Source organism: Sorangium sp. So ce448, from assembly GCF_051520915.1.
Taxonomy (GTDB): Bacteria; Myxococcota_A; Polyangia; order Polyangiales; family Polyangiaceae; genus Sorangium; species Sorangium cellulosum_B.
On the sequence record NZ_CP150343.1, the window covers coordinates 1,724,056 to 1,746,724 of the forward strand.

Consider the following 22,669-nt stretch of genomic DNA (forward strand, 5'->3'; position numbering starts at 1 on the left):
ACCACCGACGATCGAGGCAATCACATGCAGCAAAGCGGCCGCTTCGGCGCCTTTGGCGGCGCCTATGTCCCGGAGATCCTCGTGCCCGCGCTCGAGCAGCTCGAGCGCGCGTACCTGGAGGCGCGCGGCGATCCGTCGTTCGCGGCGGAGTTCGACGCCTTGCTGACGACCTACGCGGGGCGACCGACGCCGCTCACCCTGTGCCGCAACCTGACCGGCGATCCGCGCGTGAAGCTGTACCTCAAGCGCGAGGACCTGCTCCACGGCGGCGCGCACAAGACGAACCAGGCGCTCGGCCAGGGGCTGCTCGCGCGGCGCATGGGCAAGCGGCGGCTCATCGCCGAGACCGGGGCCGGCCAGCACGGCGTCGCGACCGCCATGATCGGGGCCCTGCTCGGCATGCCCACGCGCATCTACATGGGCGCGAAGGACGTCGAGCGGCAGCGGCTCAACGTCTTCCGGATGCGCCTCATGGGGGCCGAGGTGGTGCCCGTGACCTCGGGCTCGCAGACGCTGAAGGACGCCCTCAACGAGGCGCTGCGCTACTGGACCGAGAGCTACGAGGACACGCATTACCTGATCGGGACGGTCGCCGGGCCTCACCCGTTCCCCACGATCGTGCGCGATTTCCAGTGGGTGATCGGCCGCGAGGCGCGCGCCCAGATCCTGGAGGCCGAGGGGCGCTTGCCCGACGCGGTGGTCGCGTGCGTGGGCGGCGGCAGCAACGCCATGGGGATCTTCTCCGAGTTCATCCCGGACAAGGACGTGGCGCTCGTCGGCGTGGAGCCCGCCGGCCACGGCCTGTCGACCGCCATGCACGGGGCGACGCTCCTCAAGGGCCGCCCGGGGGTGCTGCACGGGTCGGAGACCTACATCCTCCAGGACGAGCACGGGCAGGTCGCAGAGACGCACTCGGTCTCGGCGGGGCTCGACTACCCCGGCGTCGGGCCGGAGCACGCGCACCTCATGACGTCGGGCCGGGCGACGTACGTCGCGGCGACCGACGACGAGGCGCTCGACGCGTTCCAGCGGCTCGCGCGCAGCGAGGGCATCATCCCGGCGTTCGAGTCGGCGCACGCGATCGCGCACGCGCTGAAGATGGTGGCGGAGGCGGCGCAGGCAGGGCGCGAGACGGTGCTCGTCGTGAACCTGTCGGGCCGCGGAGACAAGGACATGGAGCAGGCGCAGAGGCTGCTCGATCCCGGGAGGTCGACATGAGTCGGGAGACGGTGACGACGCGCTACGATCGCGCATTCGAGCGGCTGCGGCAGCGCGGCGAGGGGGCGTTCATCCCCTTCCTGATGCTGGGGGATCCGGACCTCGCCACGAGCGCGCGGCTGCTGCGCGCGGCCGTGGAGGGCGGCGCGGACGCGATCGAGGTCGGGATCCCGTTCTCGGATCCGATCGCGGACGGCCCGACGATCCAGGCCGCCGCCGTGCGGGCGCTCGAGGCCGGCGTGAGGCCGGGCGACTGCATCGAGCTCCTGGCGCGGTTCCGGGCGGAGGCGCCGGAGGTGCCGATCGGCATCCTGACGTACGCGAACCTCGTGAAGCACCGCGATCTGGCGGGCTTCTACGCGTCGGCGGCCGCGGCCGGGGTCGACAGCGTGCTCGTCGCCGACGTGCCGGTGAGGGAGTCGGATCCGTACGTGGCGGCGGCGCGCGCCGTGGGGGTGGCGCCGGTGCTGATCGCGCCGCTGAACGCCTCGGAGGCCACGCTGCAGCAGCTCGCGGAGCGGTGCAGCGCGTACACGTACTGCGTGACGCGCAAGGGCGTGACGGGTGCGGACGAGCAGCTGCGCCTGGGCCACGGGGCGCTCTTCGAGACGCTGCGCCGGTTCGGCGCGCCGCCCGCGATCCTGGGGTTCGGCATCTCGAAGCCCGAGCACGTGCGCGACGCCCTCGCCGCGGGGGCGTTCGGCGTGGTCAGCGGGTCCGCGGTCGTCCAGCGGGTCTCGGCGAACGTCGGTGATCCCGAGGCGGCCGCGCGCGCCGTCGCGAGCTTCGTGCGCGAGATGAAGGCGGCGACGGCGCGCTGAGCGCGGGGCCGGCCGCGGTCCGGGGGCGCGACGCCGGCCGGCCGCCGTCCGACGGGGGCAACCGGGGGCTCGCCAGGGGCGCCGACGCCGATCTTCTGGCGCCGGCGCACGGCCCGGCGGCATGGGACGATGTCGTTCCACCCGCCGAGCCGGCCAGGTTCACGGCGGAGCGCCGTCGCTACCGCGCCCTGCGTGGTTCGCCTTTCGGGCGGCGAGCCGAGCTCACCGGCACGTGACGCCGCACAGCCTCCCCGAGAGCGCGATGCAGCTCTCGTCCCACCCGATCGTGCAGCAGAAGCTGTCTCCGTCCTCTCCGCACACGGTCTCGACGCAGCTGTTGCAGGTCGGGTCAAGGGGCGCACCTTCCTCGCAGAGGTCGTGGTCGCACCCGCAGGCCCGCCCGCAGGCCGCGGTGAGGCCAGCGACGCAGTGGGTATCCCAGTTGCTCATGCAGCACGCCGGGTCCTCCGCGCACAGCGCGGTCACGCACGGGTCGCAGCCCATGAGGAGGGGCGCTCCTTCCTCGCAGATGTCGTGGCTGCACTCGGCCGGCGGGCACACGCCGCAGTCGGTGGCGCACGCCTGGCAGTTTTCCCTGTCGGGCTCGCATGTGCCGTCACCGCAGACCGGCGGGCACACGCCGCAGTCGTCGGCGCACGAATCGCACGTCTCGCCGGTGTCACATCGCAGATCGCCGCACGCCGACGCCCCACCCTCTCCACCGCCGCCGGTGGCGTCGCCGCCGCCCGTCGAAGCGCTGCTCGCCGAGGCGCTGCTCACCGAGCCGCCGCCGGCGGCGTCGCCGCCGCCCGCCGAAGCGCTGCTCGCCGAGCCGCCGCCGGCGGCGTCGCCTCCGCCCGCCGAAGCGCTGCTCGTCGAGGCGCTGCTCGTCGAAGCGCTGCTCGTCGAGGCGCTGCTCGTCGAGCCGCCTTGCCCGCCCGCTCCACCGCCGCCCGTGGCATCTCCGCCAGCCGAGGCGCTGCTCGTCGAGCCGCCTTGCCCGCCCTCTCCGCCGCCGCCCGTGGCATCTCCGCCAGCCGAGGCGCTGCTCGTCGAGCCGCCTTGCCCGCCCTCTCCGCCGCTGCTCGTCGAGCCGCCTTGCCCGCCCTCTCCGCCGCTGCCCGCCGATCCGCCGGCCCCACCTTGCCCGCCGGACCCGCCGGACCCGCCGGACCCGGACGTGCTCGCCGCGCTGCTCGGCGCGGCGCTCTCGTCGTCGCCGCAGCCCGCGATTGTGAGGGTCGATGTCAGGGCGAGCAAAGCACACATGCGGAGTGAACGGTTCATCAGGAGAGCCTCGTTATCATCATGCGTTGGGAGCCGCCTCGCGCGCGTCGCGCGCGAGGCCGCCTGTCAAAAGAGCCCCACGGAGAAGTGGAGTGCACCGTCGATCTCATCCAGCTCGTCGCGCGGATCCAGGTTGAAGCCGTAGTCGAAGGCGAGGGGTCCGATGGGCGTGTTCACCCGCAGGCCGGCGCCGAGCCCGTAACGCAGGAGCCGCGGATCGAGGTTGACGTTCCTCGCCCTGATCCAGAGGTTGCCCGCGTCGAGGAAGAGCCCGAGCTGGAGCAGATCCGTCAGCGGAATGCGCAGCTCGGCCCGGGGGTTCACCATCACCGTCCCGCCGCGCGGGATATCGTCGGTCGATACGGCGTCCCTGCCCAGCGCCTTTCTCGCCTCCGCGAGCCCGTCCTCAGGATACAGCGACTCGGCCAGATGGGAACGGAGCGAGTCGACGCCGCCGAGGAAGAACAGGCGATCCGGGTACGTCCCGCTCTCGGCCACGAGCGGCTGAATATACCCTCCGGACAGGCTCAGGGCGAGGGTGAGCCGCGACCGCGGCGCGAGGGGGATATAGCCCGACACGCGGCCCGTGAATCGCAGGAAGTGGCTCTCGGGGAAGCTCGATTGGGCCCGGACCGAGGCGAAGGCGTCGAAGGCGTCGACGTGCTCGACGCCGCCGGAGAGGAGGAAGCCCCGGGTCGCGGCGAAGGGGGTGTCCCGCGTGTCCCAGGACGCGTCGATCCGCTGCGCCAGGGCGATCGTCTCGCCCTCGGGCATGCGCAGCTGGTCGAGGATATCCCGCTTGTCGGTGCCGACGGCGCCCGGGAAGAATCCGACTTTGTTCAGCTCCGTCGACAGGGCGAGCTGCGTCGTCACGGCGCGCCGCGGGCGGTAGGTGATCGCGGGGATGATCGCCGTCTTCGTGACGCCGAAATCCAGCTGGTTGTCGCGCACGTGGATGCCCGCGAGCGACATGCCGACGAGCGGGCCGAGGCCGATGTCCGGGAGCGCGACCGAGACCGCGACGCGGCGCTCCAGCTGGTCGTCGACCTGGAGCTCCTCGTAGTGGCGGCTCGCCGCCTTGTCCACGATCATGAACTCGAACAGGTAGCTGAGCTGGACGCCCATCGTGAGGCCGATGGCGAGGCCGGCGATGTTGCGGTGTCCGTACTCGAAGGCGAGGCGCGCGCCCTCGCCGGTCGAGAACCCGATCTGCGGGTTGAGGTACTGCGGCAGCTGCTCGACGACGTGGATGACGACCCGCTTGTTCTTCTGCGGGACCTCGGGATCCTCGAGCGATATCGACACGCTGGAGAAGGGGCCGAGCGTGGCGATGCGCTCCTCGCTCAGGCGGGCCTGCGACTGGCGGAACGGCGCGCCCTCGCGGAGCAGCACGCGGCGGAGGATCAGCTGCTCGTCGGTCCGGACGGCGCCCTTGACGACGATGCCGGTGACGAACACCCGATCTCGCTCCGAGACGATGAACCGCGCGCGGGCGCGCGTGCGGTCGGGCGAGGGCTCGATGGCCGTGCGGACCTCGGCGAACGCGTAGCCGAGGTCGCGGTAAGCATCCATGATGCGCAGCCGCGCGGCGTCGAGCGCGAGCGTCGAGAGGGGCTGTCCGACCTTCAGATCGGCGAGGTCGCTGAGCCAGCGCTCGCTGAACGGCCGCGCCTCGGCGCAGAGGGCGCGGTCGCGCTCGCTCAGGCCGGCCTGGCGGCAGAAGCCCTTGTTCCCCTCGAAGGCGAGATCGTAGAGCTGGGTCTGCGGGCCGGGATGGACCGGAATGCGGAGCGTCACCTCGGGGGAGCACGCGATGTGCCGGGCGGCGTCGGGGCGGCACGTGAGGGCGGCGGGGACGGGCGGCTCGGGGAGGGGCAGCCCTTGCGCGTCGGTGAGGCACTGGGCCGTGACGCGCTCGGCGACCGGCTCGGGGATGCAGGCGCCCGGCGGGGAGCGGCGCGAGCAGGTGGCGCGGAGCACGGAGACCGGGCCGACGACGGCGTTCAGGTAGCCCTTGCTGAAGTAGAGATCGCGAAGGTGCTTGAGGGCGCGCTCGTAGGTCTCCTGCGCGTACGTCATCGAGGGGATGAGCTCGACGGGCCTGGCCCGGCCGCCGGCGCCGCGGGTCGGGCCGAAGAGGTCCGAGATGCCTCGCGGGTCGGGCATCGAGAAGGCGTCGGCGCCGGGCAGGTCCTCCTCGAGGAAGCTCTCGATCTCGCGGCCGAGGTCGTCCGGGCTGAGATCGCCCGTGAGGCAGGGGAAGACGCGCTTCGTGACGCGCACCTGGTCGTGCTCGCGGACGGTGAAGGTCAGGTAACGGACCGCATCGTCGGGCTTGCCGCCCAGCGAGGGGGTGATCTCGGCGTCGAGGAAGCCGCGCTCGACGTAGAACGCGCGGAGCCGATCGGTGAGATCGTTCGTCTTCGTCTCGGTCGTCTCGCCGAGATCGAGCGCGGCCTCGAGGGCGTCGTCGTCGAAGGCGCGGTTGCCGTCGAAGACGGGGACGATGCGCGCGCCGGGCTCGAGGTAGACGTAGAGGTAGTTGTGCGGGCCGACCGCGAGCACGCGGTGGGACACCTCGGCGTCGTGAAAGCCGCTCCTGCGGAGCAGCTCGGCCATCTCGCGGTCGGCCTCGGCGAGGGCGGGCTCGTCGACGCGGGCGCCGACGCCGAGGCCGTAGCTCTGCTTGAGCGAGCCGAGCTCCCGGTCCGCGCCCGGCGCCACGACGAAGACGCGCTCGGAGACCACGCGTGGAGCGCCGGCCTCGATCTCGAGGGCGAGCACGACCTGGGAGGGCTCGTCGGTGTCGACGGCGCGGACCGTGACGGCGGCCGCGGGGTAGCCGTGAAGCGCGTAGAACGCGCGGATGCGGGGGCTGATCTCGGCCAGCGTGGCCGCGGTGATCTCGCCGCCCTCGGCGATGCCGGCGGCCTCGAGGGTGTCCTGCCGGTCGAGCGCGCCGCCGGTGATCTGGACGGTGGCGATGCTCCGGCGGGGGACGACGAAGATCCGGAGCGCGGCGCCGTCCGGCACGAGGTACGCCTCGGCCGACGCGCGGGCGAAGTTGCCGGAGGCGAGCAGCTCGCGCATGGCGCGGCGCGCGGCGTCGGGGCTGAGCGGCTCGCCGAGGTCGACGCTCGTGACCGGCGACACGATCTGCCATCGGTCGCCCTGCGCCGTGACATCGATGCGGACGATCGGCTTGCCGACGAGCTCTCCCAGGGCCAGCGGCTGGCCGAGCGACGGCACGTCGGTGGCCTGGGTGCCGGCCTCGCCCGAGGGCACGGCCCGTGCCGGAGGGTTGACAGGGTCGAGGTTGGCCTGACCGGGGTTGAGGCTGGCCTGACCGGGGTTGAGGTTGGCCTGACCGGGGTTGAGGCTGGCCTGACCGGGGTTGGGGCTGGCTTGACCGGGGTTGGGGCTGGCTTGACCGGGGTTGAGGTTGGCCTGACCGGGGTTGAGGCTGGCCTGAGCCGGACGTGCGGGGGTCGGGTCGGCGTGCGCCGGGAAGGCGATCGCGCCGAGCGGCAAAAAGCCGAGCAGAAAGGGAATGAGGGTGGAACGGAAGCGAGCCATCAGGCGCGGAGCGCCGGGGGACGAAACGGAAATGAACCGGCGCCGGCGTGCACGACGGACGCAGCGTAGCCCGGTTGGGCGCTGGATGGGCAAGAGGCCACCCGCGAGGGCCCGATGTGCGAGACGCGGGGCTCTCGGCGGGCAGAGCTCGTGCTAGCGTCGCCGCCCGTGCGAGGCACCGGATGAAGGACCTGGCGATGCTCGTCGGCGCCGTGGCGCATGACGCCAAGGTGGTGACGCTGTGGGAGAGCCTGCGCGAGCACTTCCGCGAACATGGAATCCTGATTGATTTCGCGCTGTTCTCTACGTACGAGCGCCAGGTCGAGTCGCTGATCCGCGGGCACATCGACGTCGCCTGGAACAGCGCCGTCGCTCACGTGCGGGTGAAGCGGCAGACCGAGGGCCGGTCCCGCTCGCTCGCGATGCGCGAGATCGATCGCGACTTCCACAGCAAGCTGCTCGTCCGCCGCGACGCCGCCGTCGGTGCGCTCAGCGATCTGGAGGGCAAGGCGCTCGCTGTCGGGAGCGTCGACTCGGCGCACGCGCGCATCCTGCCGCTCCACTTTCTCCGGCAGGCGGGCGTGGCCGTGGAGAAGATCCAGCTCATGCCGTTCGAGGTGGACGTCGGCAAGCACGGGGACACCGCGACGAGCGAGGTCCAGGCGCTCGCGGCGCTGCACGAGGGCAAGGCGCAGGCGGCGGCGGTCGGGGACGCGGTGTGGCTCGCCGAGCAGGCGAACGGCCACATCGACCTCCGCCGGGTCGACGTCCTCTGGACCACGCCGGCCTACGACTTCGCGATGTTCGACGCGCTGCCGGCGCTGCCCGAGGCGAAGGCCGAGGCGTTCCAGCGCGCGCTGCTCGGCATGACCTGGAAGAACCCGAAGCACCGGCGCATCTTCGAGCTCATGGGCCACAGGCAGTGGGTCTCCGGCCGCGACGACCGGTACGGCGCCCTCGACGCGGCGCTCGCCGCGGCCACCTGACGGCCGCGGATCGAGCGCCGCGCGAGCGTCACTCGAGCGTCATCCGCGGATCGACCGTCACTCGAACTCGAGCCGCCACCTCAGGTCGGCGCCCACGTTGCCGAGCGGAGAGCTCGAGGCGTCGCTCGAGTTGTCGTACGACCCCTGGAGGCTCATCCGGTCGCTGAGCTTCACCTCGACGCCCGCGCGCACCTGGCTGCCCTGCGAGAGCCCCGTCGTCACGTTGGCGCGCACCGCGTCCGTGATGCGCTTGCCGATCGTCACCGTCGGCTCCGGGGCGCCGTTCTTGGACGAGTAGCCGGTGCCGAAGCGGAACTCGTCGATGAGGGGGACCATCGTCTTCACCGCCTTGTCGGCGCCCGTCAGCGACGAGAGCGCCTCGAGGCCCATGGTCTCGCCGAGCGACGACACGACGCCCTGGTTGAGCTCGGCGCGCGTCATGCCGAGCGTCAGCAGCAGGACGATGTCCTCCTGGCTGAGCGGCGGATCGCTCGTCAGGTTGAGCTGGAGGTTGTCGGCGTCGCCCTGGGCGTGCAGCTTGATGCGCCAGAGCCCGCTGGAGTTCGCGCTGCCGCCCGCGGCCGCGGCCGTCGGCGCCGCGGGCTCCGCGCCCGACGTCGCGTCCGCCGCGGCGGTGCTCGTCGACGTGTAGCGGCGGTACTCGCTCTCGGCGCGCACGTCGACCTTGGGCGCGATGCGGAACGGATCGTCGAAGCGGACGTAGCCGTCCCGGACCTCGAACTCGGTGCTGCGCAGCATGAGCTTCGAGTCGGGCAGGATGCGCAGCGTGCCGCGCGCGCCGAAGCGCTGGTTCGTGCCCGAGAGCGCGAGCCCGGGCTGCGAGACCTCGAGCCGCATGTCGGCCAGATCGTTCGAGAAGCGGAGCGGGTTCGGCGAGGCGACGGTGACGTCGAACCGGACCACGTCGGCGGCGGGGTCGTAGGTCTGCACCGTCGTCCGCTGGCGCCCCGTGAGATCGCCGAGGTCCATGCTCATCAGGATGGGCCGCGTGTAGCTGAACGACGTGAGCGTGATCTTCCCCTCGACCCGCGGCAGGTTCTTCTCCCCCGACGCGTCGTCCTCGACGCCGGGCCGGAAGCTCGCCGTCAGGTTGGCGTTCGCGGTGAGGTTCACCCCGTCGGCGACCGGCAGCTTCACGCCGTTCGCCACGATGGATGCCTGCGCCGTGCCGAGGGTCAGGCCGCGCACCGGCATGTGCCCCACCGCGGTCACCGTGCCCGTGCCGACCCGCGCGCTCGCCTTCGTGAGGCGCACCTGGTCGCCGCCGATCGCGAACTCCACGTCGATGTCGTCGAGCGAGACCGGCAGGCCGACCACGTCGAGCTCGCCCTCCTTGAGCGTCGCCGAGCCCGTGTAGCGCAGCCCCTGGAGCGGCCCGGCCACCTGGACCTCGGCCTGCACCGTGCCCCGCGCGTGCCGGATCTGCGGGATGTCGGCGCTGAGCCGCGAGAGGCTCGTCGGGCTCACCCGGATCGCCACGTCGAGGTCCGGCGCCGTGAACACCCGCTTGACCTCGCCGGACGCCGTGAACGCGGCGGACAGGCGCGAGGCGGTGTGCGCCTCGAGGTGGAGCTCCGGGACCTTCAGCGTGTTGCCCGCGAGGCGGATCGGGCCGCTCGGGCGCGTGAGGTGGACCCCCTGGCCCTCCCGATCGAGCTTGAGCGCGTCGACCGTGAGCGTGAGCGCGGACTGCCGGAAATCCGTGAGGGGGAGCCGCTCGATGTCGAGCGACCCGGTCATCGTGCCCTTCGGCGCCGCCGCGAGCGCGGCGCCCGGGATCAGGTTCGCGAGCGTGCCCAGGTCGAGCGCGTCCATGCGCACGTCCCCGTCGACGATCTTGCGCCGCTGGCGCGTGACGCGGAGCCCCTTCAGCGCGACCTGCCCGCCGAACAGCGAGCCGTTCGCGACGAAGGAGCCGTCGGGGAGGTCGCGCTCGTACTCCGCCGGATCGAACGGCGCGCCCTGGGGGTTGCCGCAGATCGGCGTCCTGCCGATGATCTTCGGCGCCTTGTCGTTCGGCACGATCGTGAGCTCGACCCGCGAGGGCGGCAGGCTCGCGTGCGCGCGGCGGATGCCGACGCGCGAGACGTGCACGTCCGCGAAGCCGGCGAGCCTGCTCACGGTGCCGCCCAGGCTGGCGACGACCGACACCGAGCCGTCGAACTGCGAGGCCGCCGCCCCGAGCCCGTCGATCCGCGAGAGCGGGAGGCCGCTCGCGATGACGCTCCCCTTCAGCGCGCCGCCGTGCGCGATGGAGGCGCTCGCCAGCACGGAGCCCGTGCCCTTGCGCAGCGACGCCGAGCGGACGTCGAGCCGCATGCCGTCGGCGCCGGCGGCCTGGTCGTCCCAGATCATGTCGAGGTCGACCTCGCCCTCGTCGAAGCGCTCGTCGAGCAGCTCGACACCGGTGAGCCGCATGCCCGCGTTCACGGCGAGGTAGCCGCCGCCGCAGCGGTCCTCGGGGCCGCCGAGCGCGAAGTGGGCGCGGGCCGTCCCGCTCGCGGTCGCCTTGTAGTCGGCGAACCGCGGATCCTTGTCGAGGCGGAGCACCTCGAGCAGGTCGCGCGCGGCGAGGTGCGGCGCCTCGCGCGTGTCGACGGTCGCGTCCACGACGACGATCCCCGTCGAGCTGTCGAGCGGGCGGCCCTTGGGCAGGTTGCCGGCCGGGTCGAAATCGATCTTGATCGACGGGACCCGGACGCGGCTCGCCCCGTGCCGGACCCGCGCGTTCTCGAGCGTCAGGGCGAGCGGCTCGAACGCGACCGGCGAGGGCTCGAGGTCGCCGATGGGGAAGCCGCCGAACACGAACTTCTCGACGCCGATCTCGCCGGTGAGCTTCGGGTGCTCGTAGGAGCCGTGCATCGCCGCCTTCATCGTGGCGACGCCGGCGAGCTCGAGCGCGGCGAGCGGCGAGACCTCCGCGAGGTCCACGCGCGAGCCCGGGTGGACCTCGACCCCGAGCTGGTCGTTGAAGCCGAGCGAGACGGTGGTCCTGAGGTGCGAGCTCGGCGTGTCGACCGAGAAGCCCGAGAGCACGACGGCGTTCGGGCGCACCTGGAACGAGCCGCGGACCGTGGCCTCCTTGACGCCCATCAGGCGCTTGCGGGCAGGGTCCTTCGTCGGGTGATCGAAGATCTCGAAGCCGTGCGTCTGCACGGCGAGCGGGCCCTCGAGGGAGAGCGGGGACAGCGTGCCGCCGAAGCGATCGAACCTCCCGTCGCGCAGCGTCCACGCGACGTGCGCCCGCGGGTGGACCGCGAGGTCGCGGAGCAGGCCGGGCAGCTCGACGTTGGCGAGGTCGATCGGCCCGGCCTGGAGCGGCACGCCCTTCTCGAACGGCTTGATCTCCGCGCTCGAGATCTTCAGCGTGCCGTCGGCCCAGGCGACGTCGGCGTCGGAGAGCTGCACGGCGTCCGGGGTCGTCGAGACCTTGCCCGCGAGGCGCGTGACGAAGACCCTGCCGTCGAGGCCCGGCCGGTCGAGCAGGAGCGTGCCCTTGAGGCGGGGGAGCGAAAGGCCGAGCGGCGCGGACGCCGCGTCGTACTCCGCGTCGACGTCGAGCGAGACCGAGCCGGACGCGGGCGGCAGGGCCAGGAAGCGGTGCACGATCGGCACGGGGAGGCGCGCCCGCACGCGGCCCTCGATCCGGTGGGGCATGCCGCCGCCGAGGCCGACGGCGCGGAGGGCGCCGAGCTCGAGCTCCACCCGGCGCCAGTCGCCGTCCTGGAGCGCGCAGGGCGGCGCGGTGCCGGGATCCGGGTCGAAGTCGGCGGCGCCCTCGAGGATCAGCCGGCGGACGAGCGCGCGGCCCGGCTCGACGCGGACGCGCGTGTCGAAGCGGCAGACGACGTCCTCGTCGACGCTGTCCTCCTCGGCCTCGTGGCCGGGCGCGGGGTGCGTGTGGACGACGGAGACGAGGCCGGAGCGCATCGCGATCTCGAACGCGTCCGACGGCTCGGCGGAGACGTCGACGTCGACCTCGGTGGCCTGGACGCGGACGTTGTCGATCGTCAGGTCGACCCGCGCGTCGGTGATGGCCACCGAGGAGAGCGGCGCGCGGCCGAGCCCGCCCCCGCCGCTTTCGCCGGTGCTCGGGAGGGTGAGGTTGCGGAGCTCCCCGTCCTTCAGCACCGCGCGGACGCGGGGGCCGATGATCTCGACGTCCCCGGCGTCGATGTGCCCCGCGAGCAGCGAGAACAGGCGCGGGCGGATGGCCACGCGCTCGAGCTCGAGGAACGGCGCGCCGCCGTCCGAGGAGTCGACGACGAGCCGGTTCAGGCCGACCATGAGGGGCCAGGCCTGGACGCGCACGTCGTAGCGGGCCGCGATGCCGAGCTCGCGCTGGAGCAGCGCCGCCGTCTCGTGCGCCGCCCAGGCCCGCACCGTCTCGGTGCGCACGAGGAAGCCGAGCGCGAGCGGGATCGCGCCGATCACCGCGAACAAGACGCACAAAACGCGCACGGCGAGGCGCCCCCAGTCCCTGCGGGCGCTCGGCGGGGAGCCCTTTCTCCTCGTGCCGTGCATCGGGGCGCAGCTTAGCTGATGCGCGGTCGGACGCTTACGTGGGCAGGGTGATCCTGTGCCAGGAAAATACCGGTGCGTGCGCGTCGCACCCGACCGGAAACGTGCTCCGGGGTGGAACGCCGCGGGGGCGCCGTGCGAGGCGCGCCGGGCCGGGTCAGCCCGCGGTGAGCTTGCGGTAGCGGAGCTTGCGGGGCTCGGCCGCGTCGGCGCCGAGGCGGCGCTTCAGGTCGGCCTCGTAGTCGGCGTAGTTGCCCTCGAACCAGACGACCTTGCTGTCGCCCTCGAAGGCGAGGATGTGGGTCGCGATCCGGTCGAGGAACCAGCGATCGTGGCTGATGACCACGGCGCAGCCGGCGAAGTTGAGGAGCGCCTCCTCGAGCGAGCGGAGCGTGTCGACGTCGAGGTCGTTGGTGGGCTCGTCGAGCAGGAGGACGTTGCCGCCGCGGCGGAGCAGCTTGGCGAGGTGGAGGCGGTTGCGCTCGCCGCCGGAGAGATCGCGGACCTTCTTCTGCTGGTCGCTGCCGGCGAAGTTGAAGCTGGCGACGTACGCGCGCGAGTTGACCTCGCGCTTGCCGACGAGGAGGCGGTCCTCTCCGCCGGAGATCTCCTGCCAGACGTTGTTGTTCGGGTTGAGCGCGTCGCGCGACTGGTCGACGTACGCGAGCTCCACCGTCTCGCCGAGCTTGAGCGCGCCGCCGTCGGGCTGCTCGAGGCCCATGATCATGCGGAAGAGCGTGGTCTTGCCGGCGCCGTTCGGCCCGATGATGCCGACGATGCCGCCGCGCGGGAGCGAGAAGCTGAGGTCGTCGATGAGGACGCGGTCGCCGAAGCCCTTGCGGAGGTGCTCGGCCTCGACGACCACGTTCCCGAGCCGCTGGCCGGCGGGGATGTGGATCTCGTTCTCCTCGACCTTCTTCGACCTGTCCTCGGCGAGCAGCGTCTCGTAGGCGGCGAGGCGGGCCTTGCTCTTGGCCTGGCGGGCGCGCGGGGCCAGGCGCACCCACTCGAGCTCGCGCTCCAGGGTGCGCTTGCGCGCGCTCTCCTGCTTCTGCTCGAGCTCGAGGCGCTTCTTCTTCTGCTCGAGCCAGCCGGTGTAGTTGCCCTCGTACGGGATGCCGGCGCCGCGGTCGAGCTCGAGGATCCAGCCGGCGACGTTGTCGAGGAAGTACCGGTCGTGGGTGACCGCGACGACGGTGCCGGGGTAGTCGTGGAGGAAGCGCTCGAGCCACGCGACGCTCTCGGCGTCGAGGTGGTTGGTCGGCTCGTCGAGCAGCAGGATGTCCGGCTTCTCGAGGAGGAGCCTGCAGAGGGCGACGCGGCGGCGCTCGCCGCCGGAGAGCTTGGTGACGTCGGCGTCGGGCGGCGGCAGCCGGAGGGCGTCCATGGCGCGCTCGACGACGCGGTCGATCTCCCAGCCGTTCGCGGCCTCGATCTTGTCCTGGAGCGCGGCGTACTCCTCGAGGAGCGCCTCCATGTCGGGGGGCGACTCGCCGAGCTTCGCGCCGATCTCCTCGAAGCGCTGGACGAGGGAGCGGACGTCGTGGACCGCCATCTCGACGTGCTCCTGCACGGTCTTGCCCGCCTCGAGCTGCGGCTCCTGGGCGAGGTAGCCGATGCGGATGCCGTCGGCGGGCTTCGCTTCGCCGAGGTACTCCTTGTCGACGCCCGCCATGATGCGGAGCAGGGTGCTCTTGCCGGCGCCGTTCGAGCCGAGGACGCCGATCTTCGCGCCCGGGTAGAAGGAGAGCCACAGGCCCTTCAGCACCTCCTTGTTCGGGGGGTGCACCTTCCGGACATCCTGCATCGTGAAGATGAATTGAGGGGCCACGTCTTCGCCTGTCTGTGCGTGCCCGGCGCGCCGTGGGGCTCCGCTCGGCCTTCGAGCGGGCGCGGCGCTGGCCGGGCTGGGGGGAGAGGCCGTATGCGAGATCGCCGGCTGACGGTCAAGAGGGCGTCGAGGCGGCTGTAGGCGGGCGCGCAGGGCGCGCGCCGGGACGGACGCGGGCGTCGTATGTATGAAGGGGGATTTCAACGCAAAGACGCAAAGGCGCAAAGACGCAAAAAAGAACAGATTTCATGCAGGTTTGCGCCTTTGCGCCTTTGCGCCTTTGCGTTGAAATCTCTTTCCGGCTCCTGGGCCGGACTTGTGAGGGGCGAGCGGCTAGGCGCGCCGCGCGCCGCGCCCGAACGCCTGCTTGAGGGCGGCGAGGTCCTCGCGGCCGACCTCGCGCGTGGCGACGAGGACGGCGAGGTACACGAGGGCGACAAGGATCGCCTTGCCGAGCACGGCGATCTTGCCGAGCCACGGGAGCTGCGTGCCCACGGCGATCGCGGCGAGCAGCGCGGCGCCGACGCGGAGCGCCGTCCGGGCGGGGACGAAGCCGCCGGCGGCGCGGTGGAGCAGGACGCCGCCGGCGACCGCGGCGGTGGCCAGCGCGAGCGAGGTGGCGACGGCGGAGCGCACCAGCATGTCGGGGCCGAACGCGGCGCGCGGGACGGCGATCGAGCAGCCGGTGGCGACGAGCAGGACGGTGGTGGCGGTGAGGGCGGCGGCCGCGCGCTCCCGGTGCAGGCTGGTGAGCGCGGCCGAGGCGACGCCGAGGACGGCGAACGCGCCCATGCCGAGGGAGAGGACGCGGAGCGTGTCGCCGCCGCGGCTGTAGATCTCGACAGGGAAGGCGAAGCGCAGGACGTGCGGGGCGAGGCCCGAGATCGGGGCGCAGAGGAGCCCGGTGAGCAGGAACGAGAGGCGGACGCCGGTCATGGCGTAGCGGCGGACCGCGGCGCGGTCGTTCTCGGCGTGCGCGCGGGCGAGCATCGGAAAGAGGATGAACGTGACCGAGAGCAGCAGCTGGTACGGCAGGAACGCGAAGAGCTGCGCGCCGCGGTAGACGCCGATGAGGTCGTCCGCAGCTTTCGCGCCGAGTGCGAGGCCGCTCGTGGCCTGCCCGAGGAAGCGGCGGAGGAGGAAGAAGTCGGTCTGGAGCAGGAGGTTCAGGAACGTCTGCGAGACGGCGAGCGGCAGGAGGAAGGCGGCGTGCTCGCGGATCGAGGGGCCGGCGCTGCCGCGGCGGCCAAGGCCGGTCCTGGTGAGCGCGAGCGGCACGATGACGGCGGCCGCGGCGACGAAGCCGGCGATCGCGCCGAGGACGCCGCTCTGGCCGGCGCGGAGGAAGAGCAGGGCGAAGGCGGCGATGCTCGCGGTGCGGAGCGCGCCGTAGCCGACGTCGAAGGCGGCCTGCGTGACGAAGCGCCGCTGGCCGTTGAGCGCGCCGACGAGCGGGGCGTAGAGGCCGTAGAGGAGCACGACGGCGGCGGCGAGCCGCAGCGGGCCGGCGACGTGCGGGGCCTCGGAGAAGTCGGCGATGGCGCCGGCGAGGAGCGCGAAGCCGGCGGAGACGACCACGGCGAGGAGGGCGTGCAGGGCGAGCGTGCGGCGGAAGGCGGCGGCGACGTCCTCTTCCGCGACGCTGGAGACGGCGCGCGAGACGCCCTGGATGCCGGTCGCGACGATGACGTTGTTGACGACGCCCACGCCCGCGAGGACGACGGAGACCGCGCCGTAGCCGTCGGTGCCGAGCAGCCGCGGGAGGATGAGCTGCTGGACGAAGCCGAAGAGGATGAAGGAGACCTTGGCCCCGGCGATGGCGAGGCCGCCGCGGCCGGCGGAGCGGGCGGCGGAGGGGGAGGGGGCGGCAGGGGCGGGAGAGGGGGCGGCAGGCGCCGGCGCCGCCTGCGAGGGGGCGGAGGCTTCGGGCGGCGGCGGGAGGGGCTCGGCGGCGCGCGACACGGCGCGGTTGTCGCAGAAGCACGCCAGGCGGGCAATCTCGCGGGAGGGCGAAGGGGAAGGGGAAGAAGAAGCGCGGGCGGGGGAGGAGGGGAGCGGGCGAGCTCACGTGCGCGTCACCAAAGTGAAGCGCCGCGCGGATTCGCTTGACGGGAAGGACTGCGCGACTATTCTCGCGCCCGTCTCCGACGCATTCCAGCTTAGCTCAGTTGGTAGAGCAGGCGGCTGTTAACCGCCGGGTCGCTGGTTCGAGTCCAGCAGCTGGAGCCACTCTTCTCTCCTTGCGAACTTCGCCGCGAGGCGCAGCTCACGGAGCGCACCGAGGTACATGCCTCGGGGGTTTTGTCTCTCCTCCCGCGCCCACGTTCCGCGTGACGGCCTCGCAGGCCGCGCCGGTTCGGTGGTAGACGGTTCGGCCAATGAGGACGCTCCTTCGGCGCCCTGGCCTCTGGCTCCTGATCGCGTTGCTCGCGGCCATCACGATCGTGATGGCGGTGCGCGCGCGTGGACCCAAGGTGAAGGTCGCCGTGGCCGCTCGAAGGGATCTCGAGCAGCGCGTCGTCGCGAGCGGACGGGTAAGGGTGCCGACGCGCGTTCAGGTAGCGGCGCAGGTCCCGGGCCTCGTCGTCGCGGTCGGCGCGATCGAAGGGCAACGCGTGAAGGCGGGCGATCTCCTCGTGCAGATCGACGACGCCGAGGCGCGCGCGGCGGTGTCGCAGGCGAAGGCCGCCGTCGACCAGGCGAGCGCGCGCGTCGAGCAGCTCCGCCGTGTCGGCGCGATCGTCGCGACGGAGGCGCTCCGTCAGGCGGAGACGAACCTCGAGCGCGCCGAGGTCGAGCTCGCGCGGGTGCGAGAGCTCTCGGCATCGGGGGCGGTCGCTCAAGCCGAGCTCGACAACGCCCAGCACAGCGTCGAGCTCGCGCGCGCGCAAAAGGTCGCGGCGGAGGCGCAACGCATCGCGTCCACCCCGGTGGGCGCGGACTCCCGCGTCGCGCTGACCGCGCTCCTCCAGGCGCAGGCGCAGCACGTCGGCGCGAACGTTCGCCTCGCGCAGACGCGGATCGTGGCGCATCAGGACGGTGTCGTGCTCACGCGCTCCGTGGAGCCCGGCGACGTCGTGCAGCCGGCGCGAACGTTGATTGTGCTCGCCGCGGACGGGAGCCCGCAGCTCGTCTTCCAGCCCGATGAGCGGAACCTCGCGTGGATCGCGCTGGGGCAGAAGGCGCGCGCGTCCGCGGACGCCTATCCGCAACAGGTGTTCGACGCCGAGGTGAGCTACATCGCGCCTTCCATCGATCCGCAGAGAGGCAGTGTCGAGGTGCGCCTCGCGGTGCCGAGCGCGCCTGCCTTTCTCTTGCCCGACATGACCGTATCCATCGATCTCTCGGTCGCTCGGCGCGAGAATGCGCTCGTCGTTCCGAGCGACGCCGTGCGCGACGCGGCGACGCCCGCGCCCTGGCTGTTCGCGGTCGAGGACAATCGCCTCGTACGCAAGGACGTGAAGCTGGGCATTCGCGGAGAGGGCGCCGTCGAGGTCGTCGAGGGCCTCGGCGACGGGAGCGTCGTTGTGTTGCCCGACGGACGGGTCCATGCGCCGGGCCAGCGCGTGCGCACGGAGCTCGATTGAGATGCCGTTCGAATGGTTCGTGGCGCTCCGTTACCTGCGCGACGCGAAGGGGCAGACCGCGCTGATCCTCGCGGCGGTGTCGGTGGGCGTGAGCGTCATCGTCTTCCTCTCCGCGCTCATCAACGGCCTCCAGGTGTCGCTCATCGACAAGACGCTCGGCTCGCAGCCGCACATCACGTTGCAGGTGCAGCGCGAAGCGGCGCGCCCGCTCGTCGAGCCCTCGAGCGATCGCGCCGTCGCGCGCTCCGTGCAGCCCGCGCCGCAGCGCCTTCGCTCCATCGACCAGTGGCCGCTCGTCATGGCCGACGCGGAGCGCACCGCCGGCGTCGTCGCCGCGTCGCCGGCGATCGTGGGCGCCGGCTTCGCCGTCCGCGCCGAGGCGAAGAACGCCGTCGTCGTGCGCGGCGTCGATCCCGAGCGCTTCCTCGCGATCATCGACGTCCGGAGGCGCATGCGCGCGGGCCGGTTCGACGTCGCCGGGGGCGATGCGGTCATCGGGGCCGTGCTCGCGAGCGAGCTCGGCGTCGGGGTCGGCGACAAGATCCGGATCACGACCACCGAAGGGATCGACGATCTCGTCGCGATCACGGGCGTCTTCTCGCTCGGCAACGAGGCTGTCGACAGGACGTGGGTGATCACGTCGCTCCGCAGGGCGCAGACGCTCTACGCGCTCGCTGGCGGCGCGACCTCGATCGAGCTCAAGGTCGCCGACGTGTTCGCCGCCGAGGCCGTCGCGGGCGAGCTGCGCGGGAGGACGGGGCTGAAGGCGGACAGCTGGATGAAGATCAACGCCGAGCTGCTCACCGGCCTCTCGGCGCAGAGCAGCTCGAAGAGCATGATCCAGTTCTTCGTCGTCCTCGCGGTCGCGCTGGGAATCGCGAGTGTGCTCATCGTGTCGGTCGTCCAGAAGTCGCGCGAGATTGGCATCCTCCGCGCGGTCGGCACGTCGCGGGGCCGCGTCCTGCGCGTCTTCCTGATCCAGGGCGCGGTCCTCGGGCTCCTCGGGTCGTTCGTCGGATCGGCGCTCGGGGCGCTCCTGTCGAAGCTCTTCGAGGGCCTCGTGCGCGGGCCCGACGGCGCCCCGAAGTTCCCCGTGCAGCTCGATCTCGAGCTCTTCGTGCTCGCGACCGCCCTCGCGGTCGGCGTGGGGCTCCTCGCCGCCGTGCTCCCCGCGCGGCGCGCCTCCAGGCTCGATCCGGCGTCGGCGATCCGCAATGGCTGATCCGCTGCTCGTCGTCGAAGGCGCGGTGAAGGAATACGGTGAGGCCGTCGTCACGCGCGCTCTCGATGGGGTCGATCTCCGTATCGAGAAGGGCGAGTTCGCCGCGCTGATCGGCCCGTCCGGCTCCGGCAAGAGCACCCTGCTCAACATCATTGGCCTGCTCGACCGGCCGACGCGCGGGCGCGTGGTCGTCGACGGCAAGGACACGACGGGGCTCGACGAGGCGAGCCTCACCAGGCTTCGCGCGCGGACGCTCGGCTTCGTCTTCCAGTTCCATCACCTCTTGCCGATGTTCACCGCGCTCGAGAACGTGATGCTGCCCGCCTGGGGCGACGAGGGATTCCCTTCGTCGGCCATGAAGGCGCGCGCGGCCGAGCTGCTCGGAGCGGTGGGGCTCGCCGACCGGATGAACTTCAGGGCGACCGCGCTCTCGGGCGGCCAGCAGCAACGCGTGGCCATCGCGCGCGCGCTGTCGCGAAGGCCGCCGCTCGTCCTCGCCGACGAGCCGACAGGGAACCTCGACACGGAGTCGTCGGCGGAGGTGTTCGCGTTGATGCGGCGGTTCAACCGCGAGCTCGGCACGACGTTCCTCGTCGTCACGCACGATCCGCGCATCGCGGAGCAGTGCGACCGGGTGATCGAGATCGTCGATGGGCGCATCGCCAGCGACCGCGCGTGAGGGGCATCCAGGCGTCGCGCCGGGACGCAGCCGGGCGCCTTACGAGCAGCTCCTGGGGCCTCCGTGGTCTTTGGCAGCGCGGCGACCTGCTTCACGAACGTGTGAAGGAGCTCGTTCGAGTGTGCTGGCGAAGACGAGCCTGTGGCCCTCGCGTTCGAGCTCTTGGTCGAAGCCGTTGTACGTGGCTGCCTTCTCGAGGCGCGAGACGATGATGGGCGACAGAGCTGTCGTCACTTCTTCCGCCCCTTGCGCTTGACCGTCGCGGTGCGCGTCGGGGAGGAGGAAGCGCTCGATCTCGCGGAGGGTCGCCGACTCGAGGTCCTTCTCGCTGTACGTGTCCGCAAGCTCGAGGAAGTCGAGCATATACGGGTCGCGGAACACGAGCGCAGGTGAGAGCTCGCCTCTCTCGTGTAGCGCGGCCAGTTCCTTGCGGATCAGCGCCTCCGGCTTCTTGGAGAGCGCTGTGCGCTCGAAGAGCATGCCGTCGATACGCTCGGCGAGGACGCGCGTCGACCACCCTTTCACCCGGCACATCTCGGCGTAGAAGGTGCGCTTCAGCTCGTCCTCCATGTAGATGAGCTGCCTGAAGTGGCTCGACGACAACTGTCTCTGCAGTGCGGAGACAATCTCCGCGCCGGGGAACGCGCGCGCGAACCGAATCATGTGCCCAGGCTCTTCTCGCCGAAGCCGCGCCCGTAGCGCGCCTCCAAGTGTCTCCCTGCTGCGGAGACAATCTGGGCCCCGCACGCCGCGCGGCGCCCTTCGAGCACCTCCATGTACCGCGGGGTTGTGAGCGACCGGACGGCAGCGACGTAAAAGCTTCGGACTGCGCTCAGGGTAGCTTGGCCTCCGCTCTCCAGCGGGCCGTGACGATCGCCACGTTTACGGCGTGTGGAACAATCGACCCATGTAACCTATTGTTTTCACTTGTTATTGGCTAGCGTGGCGCTGCCGGCTGAGAAAACTTCCTCGACCATGTCGATCTCGCCCAGCGTCGTTCGTCGCCTGTACGAGCAACCCCGCCGGCGCCCGAGGTGCCGCTGCGAAAGGACACGACGATGAAGGTCATGGTGATCGTGAAGGCGACGAAGAACAGCGAAGCAGGCCTCATGCCGAGCGAGAAGCTCCTGACCGACATGGGCAAGTACAACGAGGAGCTCGTCAACGCCGGCCTCATGCTCGCGGGCGACGGCCTGCACCCGAGCGCGAAGGGCAAGCGCATCAGGTTCGCCGGGAACCAGCGCACCGTCGTCGACGGTCCGTTCTCCGAGACGAAGGAGCTCATTGCCGGCTTCTGGATCTGGCAGGTCCGGTCGATGGAGGAGGCCGTCGAGTGGGCACGTCGTTGCCCCGATCCGATGCCGGGTGAGGAGGCCGAGCTCGAGATTCGCCCGATCTTCGAGGCGGACGACTTCGGCAAGGAGTTCACCCCGGAGCTCCGTGCTCGGGAGGAGCGCCTCCGCGCAGAGATCGAGCGGCAGCAGAAGGCGTAGGTAACGGCCGCGCGCGAGCCGAGCACGCACGCGAAAGGCTGTCGACGCCGTGTGGCGTATTGACGTCGCCCCCGCCGTGAGCGCGCCCCTCCGTTCGGACGTCCTCCCCGTCCATCTGGACATCCCCCGGCTTATCTGGACATCCCGCTCGCCCATCTGGACAAGGGGTGGGGTCATCTGGACATCCAGCCCGCCCATCTGGACAGGGAGCGGGGTCATCTGGACACCCGGCCCCCCATCTGGACATCCCACCCCGTCGCCTCGCCTCCCGGCTCCCCCCACCCCCGTCCAGACCCTGCTCCGCGCTGGACGTCCTTCCGACCGAGCTCATCCTTGCCGCTTTGCGTCGTGCCCCGAGGGGCGCGGGTCGCAGGAGGAGGGGTCAGGCAATCATCATGGCAAAGCAAGGACAGGACTTCGAGCGCTGGGTCAAGGTCGCCGCCGGGTCGGAGCGGACCGACAACCCGCTGAACATTCCGTACGACGTCGCCGTGCGTGAGGCGGTCGCCGCCGCGGCGTTCGTGAGGAAGTACTGGGAGCCCGACGGCGATCGTCCGGGCCTCAAGCGGGTCAAGAGCCGCCTTCCCGCCTCGAGCAGCGACGAGCTACTCTCCATCGTCCACGCCGTGCAGGAGGCGCAGACGCGGCTGCTCCTCATCGTCGATCCGGCCGTGGCCGATCTCGGCGAGCGGGCCCGGTTCGTCGTTGATGAGCTCGAGTCGGCGCTCGAGTTCCTGCTCGACGACGACATCGACGAGCCCGCCGACGCGCAGCTCGCGCGCATCAAGGAGTTCCACGCGCAGGACGGCCAGCGATCGAGCGCCCTCTCCCAGGCGCTCCGCGATTACGCGGGGCTCGCGGAGCCGCTCAAGGACCGCCTGGTCGAGGCGGACGAGGCGTTCGACGTGCGCCTCGTCGCCGAGGCCAGGAAGCTCGCGGAGGACCTGCAACGGCGGGCGCTGGAAGCGGCCCCCGAAGCCGGCGCCACGGCCGCCGCGACCACGATCCGCAACCAGCTCCTGCACCTCATGGTCGGGCGCGTCGGCGCCATCCGGAAGATCGCGGCCCACGTCTTCCGGCGCCACCCCGAGATCGCCCGCGAGGTGACGAGCGCCTACGAGCGGCGCCGGCGCGCGTCGGCGCGGCGCGAGAAGGCCCGCAAGGCCGCCGAGGCCGGACAGGCCAACGGCAAGCCGGAGGCGGCGCCCGCGCCCGCGACCCCCTGGCAGGAGCCGATGTTGACGATCGCCCCGCGCCCCGCCGCACCGAGACGAGCACCATCGCCTCGATAGGTCCGAGGACGAGAGGGCGCGCGGCTCGATCGAGCCGGATGCGACCGGCTTCGCCTTCTCGTGCCCGGAGAACCGGAAGCTCACGGACCACTCGCGGTATGAAGCTCACGGACCACTCGCGGTATAGCGAGCGGG

Annotated in this window: 14 protein-coding genes and 1 tRNA gene; 9 read left to right on the forward strand and 6 right to left on the reverse strand. The window is 71.8% G+C overall.

Annotation, left to right across the window (positions count from 1 at the left end):
- Positions 1-24 precede the first annotated feature (24 nt).
- Both trpB and trpA read left to right on the forward strand, forming a co-directional pair.
- A complete protein-coding gene (trpB, locus tag WMF45_RS06450; RefSeq protein WP_044964109.1) occupies positions 25-1,218 on the forward strand; it encodes a tryptophan synthase subunit beta in 1,194 nt (397 codons plus the stop codon).
- Positions 1,215-2,039, forward strand: a complete 825-nt coding sequence (gene trpA / locus WMF45_RS06455) for a tryptophan synthase subunit alpha (RefSeq protein ID WP_437716067.1) — start codon at positions 1,215-1,217, stop codon at positions 2,037-2,039. Before trpB ends, trpA begins: the two co-directional genes overlap by 4 nt.
- A 222-nt stretch (positions 2,040-2,261) precedes the next feature.
- Here the strand turns inward: trpA and WMF45_RS06460 are convergent, their stop codons facing one another.
- Both WMF45_RS06460 and WMF45_RS06465 read right to left on the reverse strand, forming a co-directional pair.
- The gene (locus WMF45_RS06460; RefSeq protein WP_437716068.1) at positions 2,262-3,326 is read right to left on the reverse strand and encodes a hypothetical protein; all 1,065 of its coding nucleotides are present in this window, start codon (positions 3,324-3,326) and stop codon (positions 2,262-2,264) included.
- 66 nt (positions 3,327-3,392) lie between these two features.
- Positions 3,393-6,902 (reverse strand): POTRA domain-containing protein, encoded by a 3,510-nt coding sequence (locus WMF45_RS06465; RefSeq protein WP_437716069.1) that lies wholly within the window; start codon positions 6,900-6,902, stop codon positions 3,393-3,395.
- 182 nt (positions 6,903-7,084) lie between these two features.
- Here WMF45_RS06465 and WMF45_RS06470 point away from each other — a divergent pair, with 182 nt between their 5' ends.
- A complete protein-coding gene (locus WMF45_RS06470; protein ID WP_437550174.1) occupies positions 7,085-7,888 on the forward strand; it encodes a phosphate/phosphite/phosphonate ABC transporter substrate-binding protein in 804 nt (267 codons plus the stop codon).
- A 57-nt stretch (positions 7,889-7,945) separates the two neighbouring features.
- Here WMF45_RS06470 and WMF45_RS06475 read toward each other — a convergent pair whose 3' ends face one another.
- The 3 genes from WMF45_RS06475 to WMF45_RS06485 all read right to left on the reverse strand — a co-directional run bounded on the left by WMF45_RS06475 (position 7,946) and on the right by WMF45_RS06485 (position 16,223).
- Positions 7,946-12,433 carry a translocation/assembly module TamB domain-containing protein gene (locus WMF45_RS06475; protein WP_437716070.1) on the reverse strand — a complete coding sequence of 1,496 codons (4,488 nt, stop codon included), beginning with the start codon at positions 12,431-12,433 and terminating at the stop codon, positions 7,946-7,948.
- Between the two features lie 154 nt (positions 12,434-12,587).
- Complete coding sequence (gene ettA, locus WMF45_RS06480; RefSeq protein WP_437716071.1) at positions 12,588-14,261, reverse strand: energy-dependent translational throttle protein EttA; 1,674 nt, start codon at positions 14,259-14,261, stop codon at positions 12,588-12,590.
- Positions 14,262-14,594: 333 nt separating this feature from the next.
- Positions 14,595-16,223 (reverse strand): lipopolysaccharide biosynthesis protein, encoded by a 1,629-nt coding sequence (locus tag WMF45_RS06485; protein WP_437716072.1) that lies wholly within the window; start codon positions 16,221-16,223, stop codon positions 14,595-14,597.
- A gap of 191 nt (positions 16,224-16,414) precedes the next feature.
- Here WMF45_RS06485 and WMF45_RS06490 point away from each other — a divergent pair.
- The 4 genes from WMF45_RS06490 to WMF45_RS06505 all read left to right on the forward strand — a co-directional run bounded on the left by WMF45_RS06490 (position 16,415) and on the right by WMF45_RS06505 (position 19,749).
- Positions 16,415-16,490, forward strand: a tRNA-Asn gene (locus WMF45_RS06490).
- Between the two features lie 149 nt (positions 16,491-16,639).
- Positions 16,640-17,848, forward strand: coding sequence for an efflux RND transporter periplasmic adaptor subunit (locus WMF45_RS06495; protein ID WP_437716073.1), 1,209 nt, complete (start codon positions 16,640-16,642; stop codon positions 17,846-17,848).
- A 1-nt stretch (position 17,849) separates the two neighbouring features.
- Complete coding sequence (locus WMF45_RS06500) at positions 17,850-19,070, forward strand: ABC transporter permease (RefSeq protein ID WP_437716074.1); 1,221 nt, start codon at positions 17,850-17,852, stop codon at positions 19,068-19,070.
- A complete protein-coding gene (locus WMF45_RS06505; RefSeq protein WP_437716075.1) occupies positions 19,063-19,749 on the forward strand; it encodes an ABC transporter ATP-binding protein in 687 nt (228 codons plus the stop codon). Before WMF45_RS06500 ends, WMF45_RS06505 begins: the two co-directional genes overlap by 8 nt.
- Before the next feature lie 39 nt (positions 19,750-19,788).
- On the opposite strand, the gene WMF45_RS06510 is transcribed toward WMF45_RS06505, so the two are convergent.
- On the reverse strand, positions 19,789-20,412 hold the full coding sequence (locus tag WMF45_RS06510) for a DUF1016 N-terminal domain-containing protein (protein WP_437716076.1): 624 nt from the start codon (positions 20,410-20,412) through the stop codon (positions 19,789-19,791).
- Positions 20,413-20,807: 395 nt separating this feature from the next.
- Between WMF45_RS06510 and WMF45_RS06515 the strand changes: the two genes are divergently transcribed.
- Together WMF45_RS06515 and WMF45_RS06520 are read left to right on the forward strand one after the other, a co-directional pair.
- Positions 20,808-21,242: a YciI family protein gene (locus WMF45_RS06515; RefSeq protein WP_437716077.1), complete on the forward strand. Its 435-nt coding sequence runs from the start codon at positions 20,808-20,810 to the stop codon at positions 21,240-21,242.
- A gap of 395 nt (positions 21,243-21,637) precedes the next feature.
- Positions 21,638-22,534: a hypothetical protein gene (locus WMF45_RS06520; RefSeq protein WP_437716078.1), complete on the forward strand. Its 897-nt coding sequence runs from the start codon at positions 21,638-21,640 to the stop codon at positions 22,532-22,534.
- The last annotated feature ends 135 nt before the right edge of the window (positions 22,535-22,669 follow it).